The sequence below is a fragment of the Nonomuraea antimicrobica genome (assembly GCF_039536965.1).
In the GTDB taxonomy this organism is placed as follows: Bacteria; Actinomycetota; Actinomycetes; order Streptosporangiales; family Streptosporangiaceae; genus Nonomuraea; species Nonomuraea antimicrobica.
Genome location: NZ_BAAAZP010000049.1, coordinates 98,795 through 112,780 on the forward strand (window position 1 = coordinate 98,795; position 13,986 = coordinate 112,780).

The following is a 13,986-nucleotide window of genomic DNA, read 5'->3' on the forward strand; positions in this document are numbered from 1 at the left end:
CCGTGTCAAACATCATCCAGCGCCGTGCGACGCGTGCGTACCCGGGCCTTGAGCAGCGCCGCCGCCAGGATCGACGCGACGACGCTGGCCGCGAGGATCCCGATGGTGACGGCTTCGGCGCGCTGCCGGTCGGCTCCGTACGCCAGGTCGCCGATCAGCAGTGACACCGTGAACCCGATCCCGGCCAGCAACGACACCGCCGCCATGTCCCGCCAGTGGAGCTCCTCCGACAGTCTCGCCAGGCCGAGCCGCACCGACAGCCAGGCACCACCGAACACGCCGAGGAACTTTCCGAGCACGAGCCCCGCCATCACTCCCAGAACTACCCGATCGGACAAGATAGCGCCGAGGTTTGAGCCGTCCATTTTCACCCCCGCCGACAGGAAGGCGAACGCGGGCACGGCCAGGCCGGCGGAGATGGGCCGGAAGAAGTGGTCGGCCGCCTCTGCGGGGGAGCGCAGCTCGGGCCGGTCCGGGGTGACCCTGGTCAGCAGGCCGAGGGCGACGCCCGCGACGGTGGCGTGCACGCCGCTGTTCTCGACGGCGTACCAGGCGGCCAGCGCGAGCGGCACGAGCAGCCACGGGCTGGTGACGCGGCGGCGCTGGAGCAGCCCGTACGCGGCCACGAACGCGGCGCCGAGCAGGAGCATGAAGACGTTCAGCCGCTCGGTGTAGAAGATCGCGATGACCAGGATCGCGCCCAGGTCGTCCACGACCGCGCAGGTCAGCAGGAACGCGCGCAGCGCGGCCGGCATCGCGCCGGCGGTCACGGCCAGCACGGCGAGCGCGAACGCGATGTCGGTGGCCGTCGGGATCGCCCAGCCCCGGGCCGCGTCCGGCGCGCCCCAGCTCACGAGCAGGAAGACGACGGCCGGCATGACCATCCCGCACAGGGAGGCGATGATCGGGAGGGCGGCCTTGCGCGGGTTCGCCAGCTCGCCGTGGACGAACTCCTCCTTGACCTCCAGCCCCGCCACGAAGAAGAAGATCGTCAGCAGGCCGTGCTGGGCCCACTTGTACAGTTCGAGCGGGCCGACCTCGGTGGCGCGGAACGCGTCGTAGCCGGTGGGGGAGAGGTTCGCCCAGATCAGGGCGGCTGCGGCGGCGAGGAGCATGATGATGCCGCCGATGGTCTCGGTCCGCAGGGCCTCGGCCAGGGCACGGGCGTAGCGGGCGCCGGTCGGGAACGGCCACAGCTCGGTACGCAAGGAAGCTCTCTTTCGTCTGGTCCGTCGTTGCTCTGACTCGCCGACCAGACTTCCCGGCACACCACATACCAGCGTACAGAAGACATCTAGCCGCATATCCCGATTTTTCGGGACATGCGGCTAGATGGGGCTTTCTAGCGCGCCGGAGAGATCAGTCCTCGGCCTTGGCGGAGGGGAGCTTCTCCGAGATGAGGTTCATCACCGTGCTGTCGGCCAGCGTGGTGACGTCGCCGACGCTGCGGTTCTCGGCCACGTCGCGCAGGAGGCGGCGCATGATCTTGCCCGAGCGGGTCTTGGGGAGTTCGGGCACCACCAGGATCTGGCGCGGCTTGGCGATCGGGCCGAGCGTCTTGGCCACGTGGTCGCGCAGGTCGGCGGCGATGTCGTCGCTCTCCTCCGCCGTGCCGCGCAGGATCACGAACGACACGATGGCCTGGCCCGTCACCGGGTCGGTCGCGCCCACGACGGCCGCCTCGGCCACCTTCGGGTGGCTGACCAGCGCGCTCTCCACCTCGGTGGTGGAGATGTTGTGGCCGGAGACCAGCATGACGTCGTCCACGCGGCCGAGCAGCCACAGGTCGCCGTCGTCGTCCTTCTTGGCGCCGTCGCCGGGGAAGTACATGCCGTCGAAGCGGCTCCAGTAGGTGTCGATGTAGCGCTGGTCGTCGCCCCAGATCGTACGGAGCATCGACGGCCACGGCTCGCGTACGACGAGGAAGCCGCCGCCCCCGTCGGGGACGCTGTTGCCCTGGTCGTCGACCACGTCGGCGCTGATGCCCGGCAGCGGGCGCATGGCGGCGCCGGGCTTGGCCGAGGTCACGCCGGGCAGCGGGCTGATCATGATGGCGCCGGTCTCCGTCTGCCACCAGGTGTCCACGACGGGGCAGCGGTCGTGGCCGATGTGCTCGCGGTACCAGACGTACGCCTCGGGGTTGATCGGCTCGCCGACGGAGCCCAGGACTCGCAGGCTGGACATGTCGTACTTGGCGGGGATGTCGTCGCCCCACTTCATGAACGTCCGGATCGCCGTGGGAGCCGTGTAGAGGATCGTGATCTTGTACTTCTGCACGATCTCCCAGAACCGGCCCCGGTGCGGGGTGTCCGGGGTGCCCTCGTAGATGACGCTGGTGGCGCCGTTGGCCAGGGGGCCGTACACGATGTACGAGTGGCCGGTCACCCAGCCGATGTCGGCCGTGCACCAGTAGATGTCGGTCTCGGGCTTGAGGTCGAAGACCGCGTGGTGGGTCCAGGCCGCCTGCGTCAGGTAGCCGCCGGTGGTGTGCAGGATGCCCTTGGGCTTACCGGTGGTGCCGCTGGTGTAGAGGATGTACAGCGGGTCCTCGGCGTCGTGGGGCTCGGCGGTGTGCTGGTCGCTCTGGCGATCCACCAGGTCGTGCCACCAGACGTCCTTGTCGCCGGCGGCGACGTCCTGGCCGGTACGCCGTACGACGAGGACGTGCTCCACCTGCGGGCACTCGGCGACGGCCTCGTCCACGGTCGGCTTGAGGGCCGACGGCTTGCCCCTGCGGTAGCCGCCGTCGGCGGTGATGACCAGCTTGGCGTCGGCGTCGTCGATCCGGCTCTTCAGCGCGCCGGCCGAGAACCCGCCGAACACCACCGAATGGATCGCCCCGATGCGGGCGCAGGCCAGCATCGCGATCGGCAGCTCGGGGATCATCGGCATGTAGATCGCGACGCGGTCGCCCTTGGCCACGCCGAGCTCCTGCAGGGCGTTGGCGGCCTTGCTGACCTCGTTCTTGAGGTCGCTGTAGGTGAGGGTGCGCGTGTCGCCGTCGGGCTCGCCCTCCCAGTGGTAGGCGACCTTGTCGCCCCGGCCCTCCTCGACGTGGCGGTCGACGCAGTTGTAGGCCACGTTGAGCCGGCCGCCCACGAACCACTTCGCGAAGGGCGGATTCCATTCGAGCGTCGTGTCCCACCGGTCGGCCCAGGTCAGGCGTTCGGCCGCGCGTTCCCAGAAGGCGAGGCGATCGGCTGCGGCCTCGTCGTATGCGGCTTCGGTCACGTTCGCGGCCGCCGCCAGGTCAGCAGGCGGTGCGAACCGGCGGTTCTCCTGCAGCAGGTTGGACAGCGCCTGGGTGTCGTTGCCAGCGGTCTCGGGGGCCACTTCGTGCTCCTTCTATGGCCAGATTGGATAGGTTCGTGTCCCACTTCACCAGCTCACGACCTCCGTACACAAGAGGTCTAGACAGGTCTGTACCGAGCGGCCGGTGGCGGGGATGTTTTATCACGATGCATTACAAATGCTATTGAAATGTTGTCATCCTGAAATCTTGAGAATGTGCGGGCGAGGGATGGCGGCGCTTTATGGGTCCCATTTGTGGAGGGCTCCGCGGTCGGCTTGTCCGAGGGGCGGGCGCTCGCGTCCTGTCACTCTCGGTCGGGACGCGGGGCTCGGTCGCGCCCCGATCGCAGGTCACCGGCGTCCGCGCGGCCTTGGGAAATCTGGGTCCTACCCGCGGGTAAGGTCGGGACCGTGAGTGATCCACTGGCCGTCATCGCGGAGTTCCCCGGCGTCCCCGAGGCGGTGGACGAGGCCCGGCAGGCCGTCGACAGACTGTACCGTCACCGAGTCCTGCGCCGGGCCAGCCCCGCAGTGTCCGCGGAGTCGGCCCTGCGCGGCGCCCGTGCGTCGGCCGCCGTCGAGGGCGTCGACGTGCCCCTCGACGCCCTGCGCCGCGACGAGATCCACGATCCCCTGGTCCAGGGGGCGCTGCGCGTGTCTGCGGAAATGGGACGCATGGGGCCGACCTGGCGGAAGGCGCCCAGGCAGGTGCTCGCCAGGTTGCACGCCGTGGCCGCGGCCGGGCTCGTGTCTCAGGAGGAGTTGGGGCGCCCGCGTTCGTTCGACGAGACCTCCGACCCCTTGGGTCTGGGCCCCGCGCCGGCCGCCGCCGACGCCGCGGTCCGCGTGGAGGGCCTGCTCGACCTGCTGGAACGGCCCACGAAGGCGTCCGCGGTCGTGCTGGCCGCCGTGGTGCACGCGGAGTTGGCGGTGCTGCGCCCGTTCGGTACGGCGGACGGGGTCGTGGCCCGCGCCGCCGAGCGGCTGACGCTGGTCGAGTACGGCCTGGACCCGAAGTCCCTGGTGGCGGTGGAGGTGGGGCATCTGGAGCCCGCGTACGGGGAGGCGCTGCGGGCGTACCTGGGCGGGACGCCTGAGGGGGTGGCCGCCTGGGTACAGCACTGTGCCTCCGCGGTAAGGCTCGGCGTACGCGAGACGACTGCGATCTGTGAGGCCATGCAGCGCGGCTGACGTTCCGGCCCCGGGCCTCGGCCGCCTGGGGGTGCGGGAGCCTCGGCGACCGGGGAAGCCCGAGCACTCGAAATCCATCGAGGAACACCAGGTCAGGGCGGGAATGCCAGGTTCGTTGAGTAACGCTGGATCCATAGGGGAATGCCCGGATTCTTGAGGAATGTCTGGATTCTGGGAGGAATCCGACATAGCTGACGGCGTCTCTGTCACGAGACGCCGCCTGCCTGCGCATCACGCCGGGTTACCAAGCGTGCACCTGTATTCGTCGAAGCGGGTCAAGCCCGTTACGACGCGCCTCCCGCGGCTGGTCGCGCGTGGGTGCCCGGTTGATGCACCCGGACAACTGTCCGTAACCCCTTTCTACGTCGGATCTGCCCTGATGGGAACCCCTCGGAGCAAGACCTTTACCCCGCTGTGGTCGTGCTCCGGCGGCGCGCGAGGGCGAGCCGTTGGAGCGATCCCGACGCCAAGCCGTGATGCTTACTCTGAGTAACGGTCTTTATGTGATCGTTATGAGGTGGCGAAAAAACTTGGCGGAAATGCGAGATTGCTCCTCGACGAAACTCAAGTTGATCGGGCAGCATACGGAGGTATCGCCCGAAACTGGAGCGTCCTTGCACGGGAAGCTTTGCAAGTCCCTTGCCAGGCTCCGGTCTAGTGATGAAAGCTTTCTTCTGAAACGGGACCGGCTCTACCCCCCCGGAGCCGGACCGGTCAGGCGACCCCCGCTCTCCCCCCCGGCGGGGGTCGCCCCTTTTCCGGCCCTTTTGGCCCGCGCGGGCGATGCGCCCTCCGCAGGCGGACGGCCCCTCACAGACGCCACGCGTACGGGCCACGCTTCCTCGCCCGCGTAACAGCCGTTCGTTCTTTGGGACGCCGTTGAGCACGTACGCCACCGCTCGTCCCTCGACGCTCCACTGAGCACGTCCCACGGGGCCGCACACCACGGTGCCCTTGACCTTCATCGCTCCGCCGCACCCACCTGGCGTGGCTCCGCGCGTCACCTGCCCTCCGCGCCACTCACGCCTTCACCCGCGCCAAGACGCCCGCCTCAGCCGTCACCGCGCCTGCCGTCACCGCGCCTGCCGTCACCGCGCCTGCCGTCACCGCGCCTGCCGTCACCGCGCCTGCCGTCACCGCGCCTGCCGTCACCGCGCCTGCCGTCACCGCGCCTGCCGTCACCGTGCCCGGCGTCACCGTGCCCGGCGTCCGGCCCCATCGCCGCGCCCGGCGGTCCGTACCACTGAGCGTGCCTATCACGGCCTCCCGGAGGCGCGTGGCCAGCAACCCCCGGACACCCCATCCACACCGCGCTGCCCCCACAACCACCACAGCCACTCGAAGGCCGGGGACTCACTCGTCCACAGCCACTCACCACCTCCACCTCCACAATCCACAGAACCCCGTTCGGCTCCCCACCGCCTTGCCCACCTCCAGCAAGCTCGACCTCCCAACGCCGGCCCAAGCCGCCACACCCACCCGGCCCCAAGCCGCCACACCCATCCGATCCCAACCCGCATCCACCCGGGAGGCCGACCACCATGCACCGCCCCTTGGTCATCACCGAAGACTATGCCCTGCTCGACGACCTGGTCCGCATCGCAGCCGCAGCAGGCGCGCAACTCGACGTGGCGCACGTCCCAGCCCACGCCCGCCCGTTCTGGAACCTCGCCCCACTCATAGCCATAGGCGCCGACCAGGCCGACAACGTGGCCGCCACCTCACCCCCACCCCGAGACCAGGTCCTCCTCGTGACCCGAGACGGCGAAGACCCCGACACCTGGCGAAAATGCGTAGCAGTCGGTGCCCAGGCCGTCATCACCCTCCCGGGCGACGAGCGCGACCTGGTCGACCGGCTCGCGGACGCCATGGAGCCAGACCCCCGCTCGGGATCCGTGGTCTGCGTGATCGGCGGCCGAGGCGGGGCGGGCGCGAGCGTACTCGCCGCCTGCATGGCCCTGCGAGCTTCGGCCGACCGCCTTCGCACCCTCCTGGTGGACGCCGATCCGCTCGGCGGCGGCATAGACGCGCTCCTGGGCCACGAGGAGGCGTCAGGCGCCCGCTGGGGCGACCTCGTGGCAAGGGAGGGCAGGATCAACTCCAGCGCGCTGCAGGCGGCGCTCCCGGCGTTCGGAGACCTGGCCGTCCTGTCCTTCCACAGAGGCGAGGTCGCGGAGATCCCGTCTCAGGCCATGCGCTCGGTGCTCGAAGCGGGCAGACGCGGCTTCGACCTGGTCATCGTGGACCTCCCCAGGCACCTGGACCCCGCCGCGACAGAGGCCCTGACCCGAGCGCAGACGACACTGACGGTGGCCACGGCCGACGTACGCGGCATCCTCTCCGCCGCCCAGGTCGTTTCCGAGGTACGCAAACACACCGCCGACATCCGCGCCATCCTCCGCCCGGGAGTCCTGGACGACGACGTGGCCATGTCCTCGCTGGGCATCCCCTCGGCAGGGAGCCTCCCCGACCAACCCAGGCTCACAGCCACCCTCAACCGTGGCGAACTCCCGGGACTCGGCCCGCGCACCGTACTGGGCGCCCTGTGCACCTCCCTCCTCCGCGACCTCCTACCGGCGACATGACCACAAACTCCACCACCACCCCACGCCCACCCACCCCACAAGCCATGGGCCCACGCCCATCCCAATCTCCCCAAAAGCAGCAGCACCAAGCGCAACAAGGACCCCAACCACGAACACACCAGCCACCACAACAAGCCGCCCTGCTTCCCCCAACCACCACGGTCTCCCCTGACCTGGTCGAAGCCGTTCGCGTCCGCCTCGCCCGCGCAGGCGTGGAGCCCACGGCCGCCCAGGTCGCGGTGGCTCTGAGAGCGGAGAAGGCCGTATACGGCGACGCGGAGATCCTCGCCGTGGCCAGGGCACTCTGCGCCGACCTGATCGGCGCGGGCCCGCTGGAGCCGCTCCTCGCCCGCCCCGACGTAACGGACGTCCTGGTCAACGGCCCTCGTGAGGTGTGGATCGACGACGGCACCGGCCTACGCCGCACGTCGGTCGCCTTCACCGACGACGGAGCCGTACGCAGGTTGGCGCAACGCCTCGCGACCGCCGCCGGTAGACGCCTGGACGACGCCTCCCCGTACGTGGACGCCCGCCTTCCGGGCGGCGTACGCCTCCACGCGGTGCTTCCCCCCGTGGCCTCCGGCGGCACCTGCGTCTCCCTACGTCTGCCGCCACGACGCACCTTCACCCTGACCGACCTGGTCTCCGCGGGCACGATCACCCCATCCGCGATCCCGGTGCTCACCGCCATGGTCACCGCCAGGCTCGCCTTCCTGGTCACGGGCGGCACCGGCACGGGCAAGACCACGCTCCTGTCGGCCCTGCTCTCCCTCGCCGACCAAGGCGAACGCCTCCTGCTCGTGGAAGACTCGGCCGAGCTGCGCCCGATCCACCCCCACGTGGTACGCCTGGAGACCCGCCCGGCCAACCTGGAGGGTGCGGGCGGGGTGGAGTTGCGTGACCTCGTACGTCAGGCACTCAGAATGCGCCCGGACCGCCTGGTGGTGGGGGAGGTACGCGGAGCGGAAGTCGTGGACCTGCTGGCCGCCCTGAACACCGGGCACGAGGGCGGTTGCGGCACGTTGCACGCCAACACGGCGGCCGACGTACCACCCCGCCTGGAGGCCCTCGGTTGTGCGGCGGGCCTGACCAGGGAGGCCGTACACAGCCAGCTCGCAGCGGCTCTCGACGCCGTCATCCACCTGACCCGCAGCCGCCAGGACGGCCGCAGGCGCATAGCCGAGATCTGCCTGCTCGCCAGGACTCCGACGGGCCTGGTCGAGTCGGTTCCGGCCCTCACCTTCAACCCTCAAGGCACCGTCCAACCCGGCCCCGGCTACGAGGCCCTGGCCCGCCGAGCCCGTCCCTAGAAGCGACGAGACAGCAGAAGCGACGGAGACAGCAGAAGCGACGAGACAAGCCAGACGACCAGCAGCAACAGCCGCATCGCGCAAGGCGATACCCCCTGATGCGAGGCAGCGCCCACCACCCACGACGGCAGGCAACACCTGCTGCCATCCGCCATCCGCGTCGCGAAGCCGCAGCACCAGGGAGCCCTCACCCCGCCACCCCCACTACGAGACCCCATGACCAACGCCCTGATATCCGCCCTGTCCACAGCCTGCGCGATCTGGCTGTGGACAGGCCCCACCACGGCCACCACCCGCCTCTCCCACCTGCTGACCTCAAGCACCCCCGCACCAACGTGGCCATCACTGTCCAAGCTGCTCACCCGCCCCAGCCCCACCCGCCGTGCCGACGCCTGGCGACGAGCCTCGATAGAGCTCTGCCAGTCCCTGTCCGCAGAGCTCTCAGCCGGACGCACTCCAGGCGAGGCCATGACCAGAGCCATCTCGGCAGTAGACCTCCCCGACCCCGATCTCCTCCGCTCGGTCATCGCCGCGGCCAGGGACGGCGGCGACGTCGCAGCCGCGCTGACGACAGCGGCCCCACTTCAAGGAGGCGAAGGGCTCCGCCAACTGGCGGCCTGCTGGGAGGTCGGCACCACGGTTGGGGCAGGAATGGCCTCCCTGATCGACCGGGTGGCACAAACGTTGAGAGCAGCCCAAGCCCATCGCCAGGACGTCGCAGCACAACTGGCGGGCCCGCGCACCACGGCCAGAATGCTCGCCGTCCTGCCGGCCCTCGGCCTCCTCATGGCCGGGGCCCTGAACATGCATCCGCTCGAGTTCCTGTTCGGCAGCATCCCGGGCTTCATGTGCCTGATCGCCGGTGTGTCACTCGACGCGTGCGGCCTGTGGTGGACCAACCGCATGGCCACCCAGGCGCAGGGCTGAACGAGCTGCGGCATTTCGGCGAAGGACGCGACCCGCCGTTCTTCGCACTCGCACCGAACCACCGATCGGACCTGACGATGCTCCACCTGCTGTCTGCCCTGTGCGCAGCGATGTCCGCCTGGCTCTGGCTCTCACCCAGAACCCCCACAGAACGCCTCACCCGCCTACACCCCCACCCATCACCGCCTTCCCACACCCTCGAACCGCCCCAGGCCCACCCCACCCCACCACGCGCCAAGCACCAGACCCCACGCGCCAAGCAACAGCTCCCACCCGCCAAGCACCAGCAAGCCACCACCAACCCCCACATCCAGCTCCCACACCCCGCCTGGTTGGAGCAGCCGACCCCACGTCAGCACCGCCTCACCCGCAAATCGGTCCTGACAGCCATCTGCATCGGCCTGATCTTCGCGCTCCTGATCGGCGGCAGCGCAGGAGTCGTCGCAGGCATCCTCATCACCCCCGCGGCGGCCCTGTTCCTGCACCACAAAGCGCAAACCTCGCCACAAGCCCAAGCCGACCGTCGCCGAATGGCCGCCGACCTCCCCTTCGCCGCCGACCTGATGACTGCCTGCCTACGCGCAGGCCGCCCCGTCAGCGCCGCCACCGAGATCGCCGCGAGCGCGATCGGCGGCCCACTCGGCGAACGCCTGTCATGGGTCAGCAGCCAACTAGGGCTCGGCGCAGACCCAGAGCCGACCTGGTCCTCCCTGGCCCGAGAGCCCGCCATGGGCCAACTCTCCCGAGCCATGAGCCGAGCAGCTCAAAGCGGCGCCCCTGTGGCCGACGTCCTGACCCGCCTGGCGGACGACGCCCGAGAGGCGAGCCGAGCCGCATCCGTCGCCTCGGCAAGAAGCGTCGGGGTGAAAGCCGTGGCACCCCTTGGCCTGTGCTTCCTGCCGGCGTTCGTCCTGCTCGGCATCGTCCCAGTGGTCGCCGGCCTCGCCTCCACGATCATCATCCCGTAGGCCACCACCAACTCGCTCGCACAAGCAGCCCACGGACAACGACCACGCCCGCACCTCTCCCACCAACCGCGCCCCCACAACGCCGTACTTCCAGCTCGCAATCAGCCCCCACCAGCGCAAGCAAGGCCATCACCGCAAACCGTCCGCCACGAGCGGGACCACACGCAAAAGCGGTGCACGCCAAGCACGAACTCGCACCCCACGCACCCATCGCATGTAAGGGCACCCGTACGCATGATCGCCACAACCCCTACCAGGCCCTCCCGCTACGAGCGTGCGCCGCTACGAGCGTGCGCCCGGAAGCACGTCCAGCACGCGTCTCGAGGAAGTGGCGATCAGCCCCGGACCCTCCCCTCATCCACAAGATGCGTCCGCCGCCATCGGCTTTTCCACAGAATGCCGCTCGGCCCACACCCGCCCCCACCCCCTCGGCCACCCTTGAACTCCCGCCGGACAAGACCCCGGCTCCAACCACCTGGAGGCAAGATGCCCAGTCCCGCTATCACGCCAGACGACATCAAAGCCGCCCCAGACCACTCGCACGCCATCCCGTCGCCCCGTCACTCGCATCCCCAAATCACACGAAGCCCGACCACCCCCATCGCAGCCAAGCCGATGACCACCGCAAGCACGCCGCCCTCCCCTGTCCTATCGACACCCGCCCCAGCAACACCTTCCACGACCTCAACCGGACGTTCGACCAGCACACCCACCCTCAGCCCCACCCCCAAGCGACAGAAGCAGCAGATCAGAAACCCCTGGCTGCGAGCCGACAAGTGGCTCCACTACGCGGCCGTCAACAAGGAGCGCGGCATGTCGACCGCGGAATACGCGGTGGGGACGATTGCGGCCTGTGCCTTCGCCGCGCTCCTCTTCAAGGTCGTGAGCAGCCCAGAAGTCCAGGAGATGCTGACCTCACTCATCAACCGAGCACTCAACACCACCAAGGAATGAGCCTCCGCCACACGCGGGCCTCGTCTAGCAGCACGCGGTCGGCATCGCGCGGTTCGGTGACGGCCGAAACCGCCGCGATGCTGCCCGCCCTCATGGTCGTCCTGGCAGCCGCCCTGTGGGCCGTCCAAGCCGTTGGCGTTCAACTCGAATGCGTGGACGCAGCCAGAGCGGCCGTCCGAGCGGCAGCCAGAGGAGAACCCCTGGATCAGGTCCGCGACTACGCCCGCTCAGTCACCAGCCCGAAGGCCGAAGTATCCATCACACGCGACCCCGAACTCACAAAAGTGCAGATATCCGTAGAAGTGCGCCCATCCTGGGCCAACCCCCTGCCAGCAGTCCGAGTCTCAGCCACAGCAACCGCCGACACGGAACCGTAACTCCCCACCGCATGCGCGAGAGGACACCCGACTCCCACAAATCCAACCGAATCTTCCTCCTTCGGCTGGCTGGGTGAACAGACAGCCAGTCGACCGAGAGCGGATGGCGGACTGGACCACAGCCCTTCGACGGGCCGGTCGTTCCACGGCCAATCCTTCCTTCACCGTGAGCCGAAATAGCCCGCCCATCGCCAGACATCCACCCATCCCGACAGGCACTCAACCCTTCCCCCACCCCGCAGTCCTCCCCTCCAGAGCGCCCAACCCCTTACATCCACTGCCCGTCCACTCCTTCAAAGCTTCGGAGGAAGCGTGAACACGAAAGACCGAGGCTCGGCAACCCTGTGGGGTGTGGCTCTCATGGGCTTGCTGATGGCGGTCGCCACCACGCTCGCCACGGTGGGGTCCGTGCGCGTGGCCCGCCACCGAGTCAACAACGCCGCCGACCTCAGCGCCCTGGCAGCGGCCAAGCTGGCGTTGATCGCCCCGGACAGAGCCTGCGAGAAGGCAGCCGCCCTGGCCACCGAGAACGGCGTCGAGCTCACGGAATGCAAGATCACCGGCGACGTCGCCGATATCCGGACCGCACTGCCACTCTCGCTCCCGTTATTAGGAACCCGAACCTTGACGGGCAGATCACGTGCCGGCCCAGCGGACCCCCGCCCCTGAACGGACCCCACTCCGAAGCGTCCTTCCTCACCAAGAATCTCCCAAGCTCCCAAGCGCCCCGCCCCTGGATAGACCCGTCTTGAAAGGTTCGTCATGGAGACGTCCGTCCCAACTCCATCTGTAGAGCTTCTGCTGTTGGCCACAGACACCGATACGCCGCAGCACCAGGCCAAAAGCGCCAGAGACGCTTGCCTCGGGCCCGCGCATCAATTGAGTGGCCGCAGATGTGGATGGACACCACCGGCCAGCAGCAAGAACAGCGGGACCCGACGACGGCGTGCCAACTCGGCCTCATCCCCATCGAACCGATCCGGATCGGGCGCACACTCCCGAAGAGCCGTAAGCGTGAAACCGGCGTTGAGCATGGCGGCCACATAATCCTCGACAGTGCGATGAAACCAGGTGACCGTGCCGCCCAGCCAACCCCTCTCCCTTGGCCCATTGACGAAATAGTCGTTCACAATCCAGTGGGTGCGTTTCACCTCCATCCCCGGGTCATACGAAGTCAGGACCGGGTGTACCACCGTGAAGACGATCCGCCCGCGAGGCGAAAGTACAGCGTGACAGGCTTCCAGAATCGGGTTGAGATCCTCGAGATAGTGGAACGCGAGACGCGCAAGGATGAGATCGAAAGACGATGGTGGCGCTGAGAAGTCCTCGATGTCCATCAGATCCACACGGCCGGACGTCCCCCGCAGCCTTGCCCTCCCGGCCTCGACCATCACGGCCGAGCCGTCCAGTCCCAAGTAGCTCAGGCATCCGGCCTCCAGCAGGGCCTGGCCGGTGGCGGCGTCGCCGCATCCGAGATCGAGTACGCGAAGCCCCGCGACCGGGCCGAGTTCGTCCAGGAGAGCCGGTTCCTCCATCACGTGGTTGGGGCTGGAGACACCGCTATGCCGATGAGTGAGATACCGATCGAGGATTTGAGGCGCGTCGTAGAAGGAAGCCCCGCGTTTTTCTGGATCATGGCCGGAACTGTATATAGGCGATTGCATCGATGAAACACCTGGTTGTCCGGCTGAGGCTGTGGTCCTACGGCGGTCCGGGGCCGGAGATGAACGACGAGGTCTTGCCCGCTTGGCATCGCAGAATCACGTAACTGCGCTGTTGAGAACGGTTGTCAATTGGCGATTGAGTGCTTTGTGGTGCCTGTGGCTTACGGGGCAATGTCGCAATCGAGTCACGAGTTCTTAGACGTTCTGTCCAAGAGCTGTGTATCTCCCGTAAGGTTCCGCTTACCCTCGGTCCATGCCGTATGTGACAGGGAGTCTGGGCGAGCAGGAACACAGTCGCTAGGGTGCGGGTTCGGGGACGGTCGGTGACCGTATCGGCCGGACGGACTGCACTTCCGGTCGTCGCGTGGGCGCCCCGAGGGTGCTCAGGCGGCGCGAGGCTCTCGATGGAGGGAAGCGTCGTGTCGGTAGTCGGCAGAGTGGTGGTCGCAGGGTTGGTCGCGGTTGGATCCATCGCGCTCGGCGGTCCCGCTCATGCGGCCGTGGCGACGCGGCAGCTCGGCTCCTCCGGTCAGGCTGGTCATGCCAGTCAGGCAAGAGGTGAGACTGGTCAGGCTGATCAGGCAGGCGGTGAGACTGGTCAGGTTGGTCAGGCAAGCTCTTCGGGGCAGAGCGGTGCTGGCGCCGCCTCCCTGGCCGGGTCTTGGTCTTCGTGGCAGGGCGGCGGCGACTTCGCCCAGATCGGGTCTCAGAGGCAGGTC

12 protein-coding genes are annotated in these 13,986 nt (G+C 68.5%); 8 read left to right on the forward strand and 4 right to left on the reverse strand.

Annotated elements, in window-relative coordinates; genetic code table 11:
- Nucleotides 1-5 precede the first annotated feature (5 nt).
- Nucleotides 6-1,208, reverse strand: a complete 1,203-nt coding sequence (gene nhaA / locus ABD844_RS13675; protein ID WP_344876698.1) for a Na+/H+ antiporter NhaA — start codon at nucleotides 1,206-1,208, stop codon at nucleotides 6-8.
- 151 nt (nucleotides 1,209-1,359) lie between these two features.
- Complete coding sequence (acs, locus tag ABD844_RS13680; protein WP_344876700.1) at nucleotides 1,360-3,333, reverse strand: acetate--CoA ligase; 1,974 nt, start codon at nucleotides 3,331-3,333, stop codon at nucleotides 1,360-1,362.
- 369 nt (nucleotides 3,334-3,702) lie between these two features.
- On the opposite strand from acs, the gene ABD844_RS13685 reads away from it, so the two are divergent.
- Nucleotides 3,703-4,482, forward strand: coding sequence for a Fic family protein (locus tag ABD844_RS13685; RefSeq protein WP_344876702.1), 780 nt, complete (start codon nucleotides 3,703-3,705; stop codon nucleotides 4,480-4,482).
- 1,020 nt (nucleotides 4,483-5,502) lie between these two features.
- Here ABD844_RS13685 and ABD844_RS13690 read toward each other — a convergent pair.
- Complete coding sequence (locus tag ABD844_RS13690; RefSeq protein WP_344876704.1) at nucleotides 5,503-5,742, reverse strand: hypothetical protein; 240 nt, start codon at nucleotides 5,740-5,742, stop codon at nucleotides 5,503-5,505.
- A 293-nt stretch (nucleotides 5,743-6,035) separates the two neighbouring features.
- On the opposite strand from ABD844_RS13690, the gene ssd reads away from it, so the two are divergent.
- The 7 genes from ssd (at nucleotide 6,036) to ABD844_RS13725 (ending at nucleotide 12,272) form a co-directional block, all read left to right on the forward strand.
- On the forward strand, nucleotides 6,036-7,067 hold the full coding sequence (gene ssd / locus ABD844_RS13695; protein ID WP_344876706.1) for a septum site-determining protein Ssd: 1,032 nt from the start codon (nucleotides 6,036-6,038) through the stop codon (nucleotides 7,065-7,067).
- Between the two features lie 44 nt (nucleotides 7,068-7,111).
- Nucleotides 7,112-8,377 (forward strand): TadA family conjugal transfer-associated ATPase, encoded by a 1,266-nt coding sequence (locus ABD844_RS13700; RefSeq protein ID WP_425568552.1) that lies wholly within the window; start codon nucleotides 7,112-7,114, stop codon nucleotides 8,375-8,377.
- A gap of 216 nt (nucleotides 8,378-8,593) precedes the next feature.
- Nucleotides 8,594-9,304, forward strand: coding sequence for a type II secretion system F family protein (locus tag ABD844_RS13705; RefSeq protein ID WP_344876708.1), 711 nt, complete (start codon nucleotides 8,594-8,596; stop codon nucleotides 9,302-9,304).
- Nucleotides 9,305-9,636: 332 nt separating this feature from the next.
- Nucleotides 9,637-10,272 carry a type II secretion system F family protein gene (locus tag ABD844_RS13710; protein ID WP_344876710.1) on the forward strand — a complete coding sequence of 212 codons (636 nt, stop codon included), beginning with the start codon at nucleotides 9,637-9,639 and terminating at the stop codon, nucleotides 10,270-10,272.
- Between the two features lie 615 nt (nucleotides 10,273-10,887).
- Nucleotides 10,888-11,226 (forward strand): DUF4244 domain-containing protein, encoded by a 339-nt coding sequence (locus ABD844_RS13715; RefSeq protein ID WP_344876712.1) that lies wholly within the window; start codon nucleotides 10,888-10,890, stop codon nucleotides 11,224-11,226.
- 92 nt (nucleotides 11,227-11,318) lie between these two features.
- Entirely contained in the window at nucleotides 11,319-11,603 is a 285-nt protein-coding gene (locus ABD844_RS13720) for a TadE family type IV pilus minor pilin (protein WP_425568564.1), read from the forward strand.
- Nucleotides 11,604-11,915: 312 nt separating this feature from the next.
- On the forward strand, nucleotides 11,916-12,272 hold the full coding sequence (locus tag ABD844_RS13725; protein ID WP_344876717.1) for an Rv3654c family TadE-like protein: 357 nt from the start codon (nucleotides 11,916-11,918) through the stop codon (nucleotides 12,270-12,272).
- A 206-nt stretch (nucleotides 12,273-12,478) separates the two neighbouring features.
- Here the strand turns inward: ABD844_RS13725 and ABD844_RS13730 are convergent, their stop codons facing one another.
- Nucleotides 12,479-13,267 (reverse strand): class I SAM-dependent methyltransferase, encoded by a 789-nt coding sequence (locus ABD844_RS13730; RefSeq protein ID WP_344876719.1) that lies wholly within the window; start codon nucleotides 13,265-13,267, stop codon nucleotides 12,479-12,481.
- Between the last annotated feature and the right edge of the window lie 719 nt (nucleotides 13,268-13,986).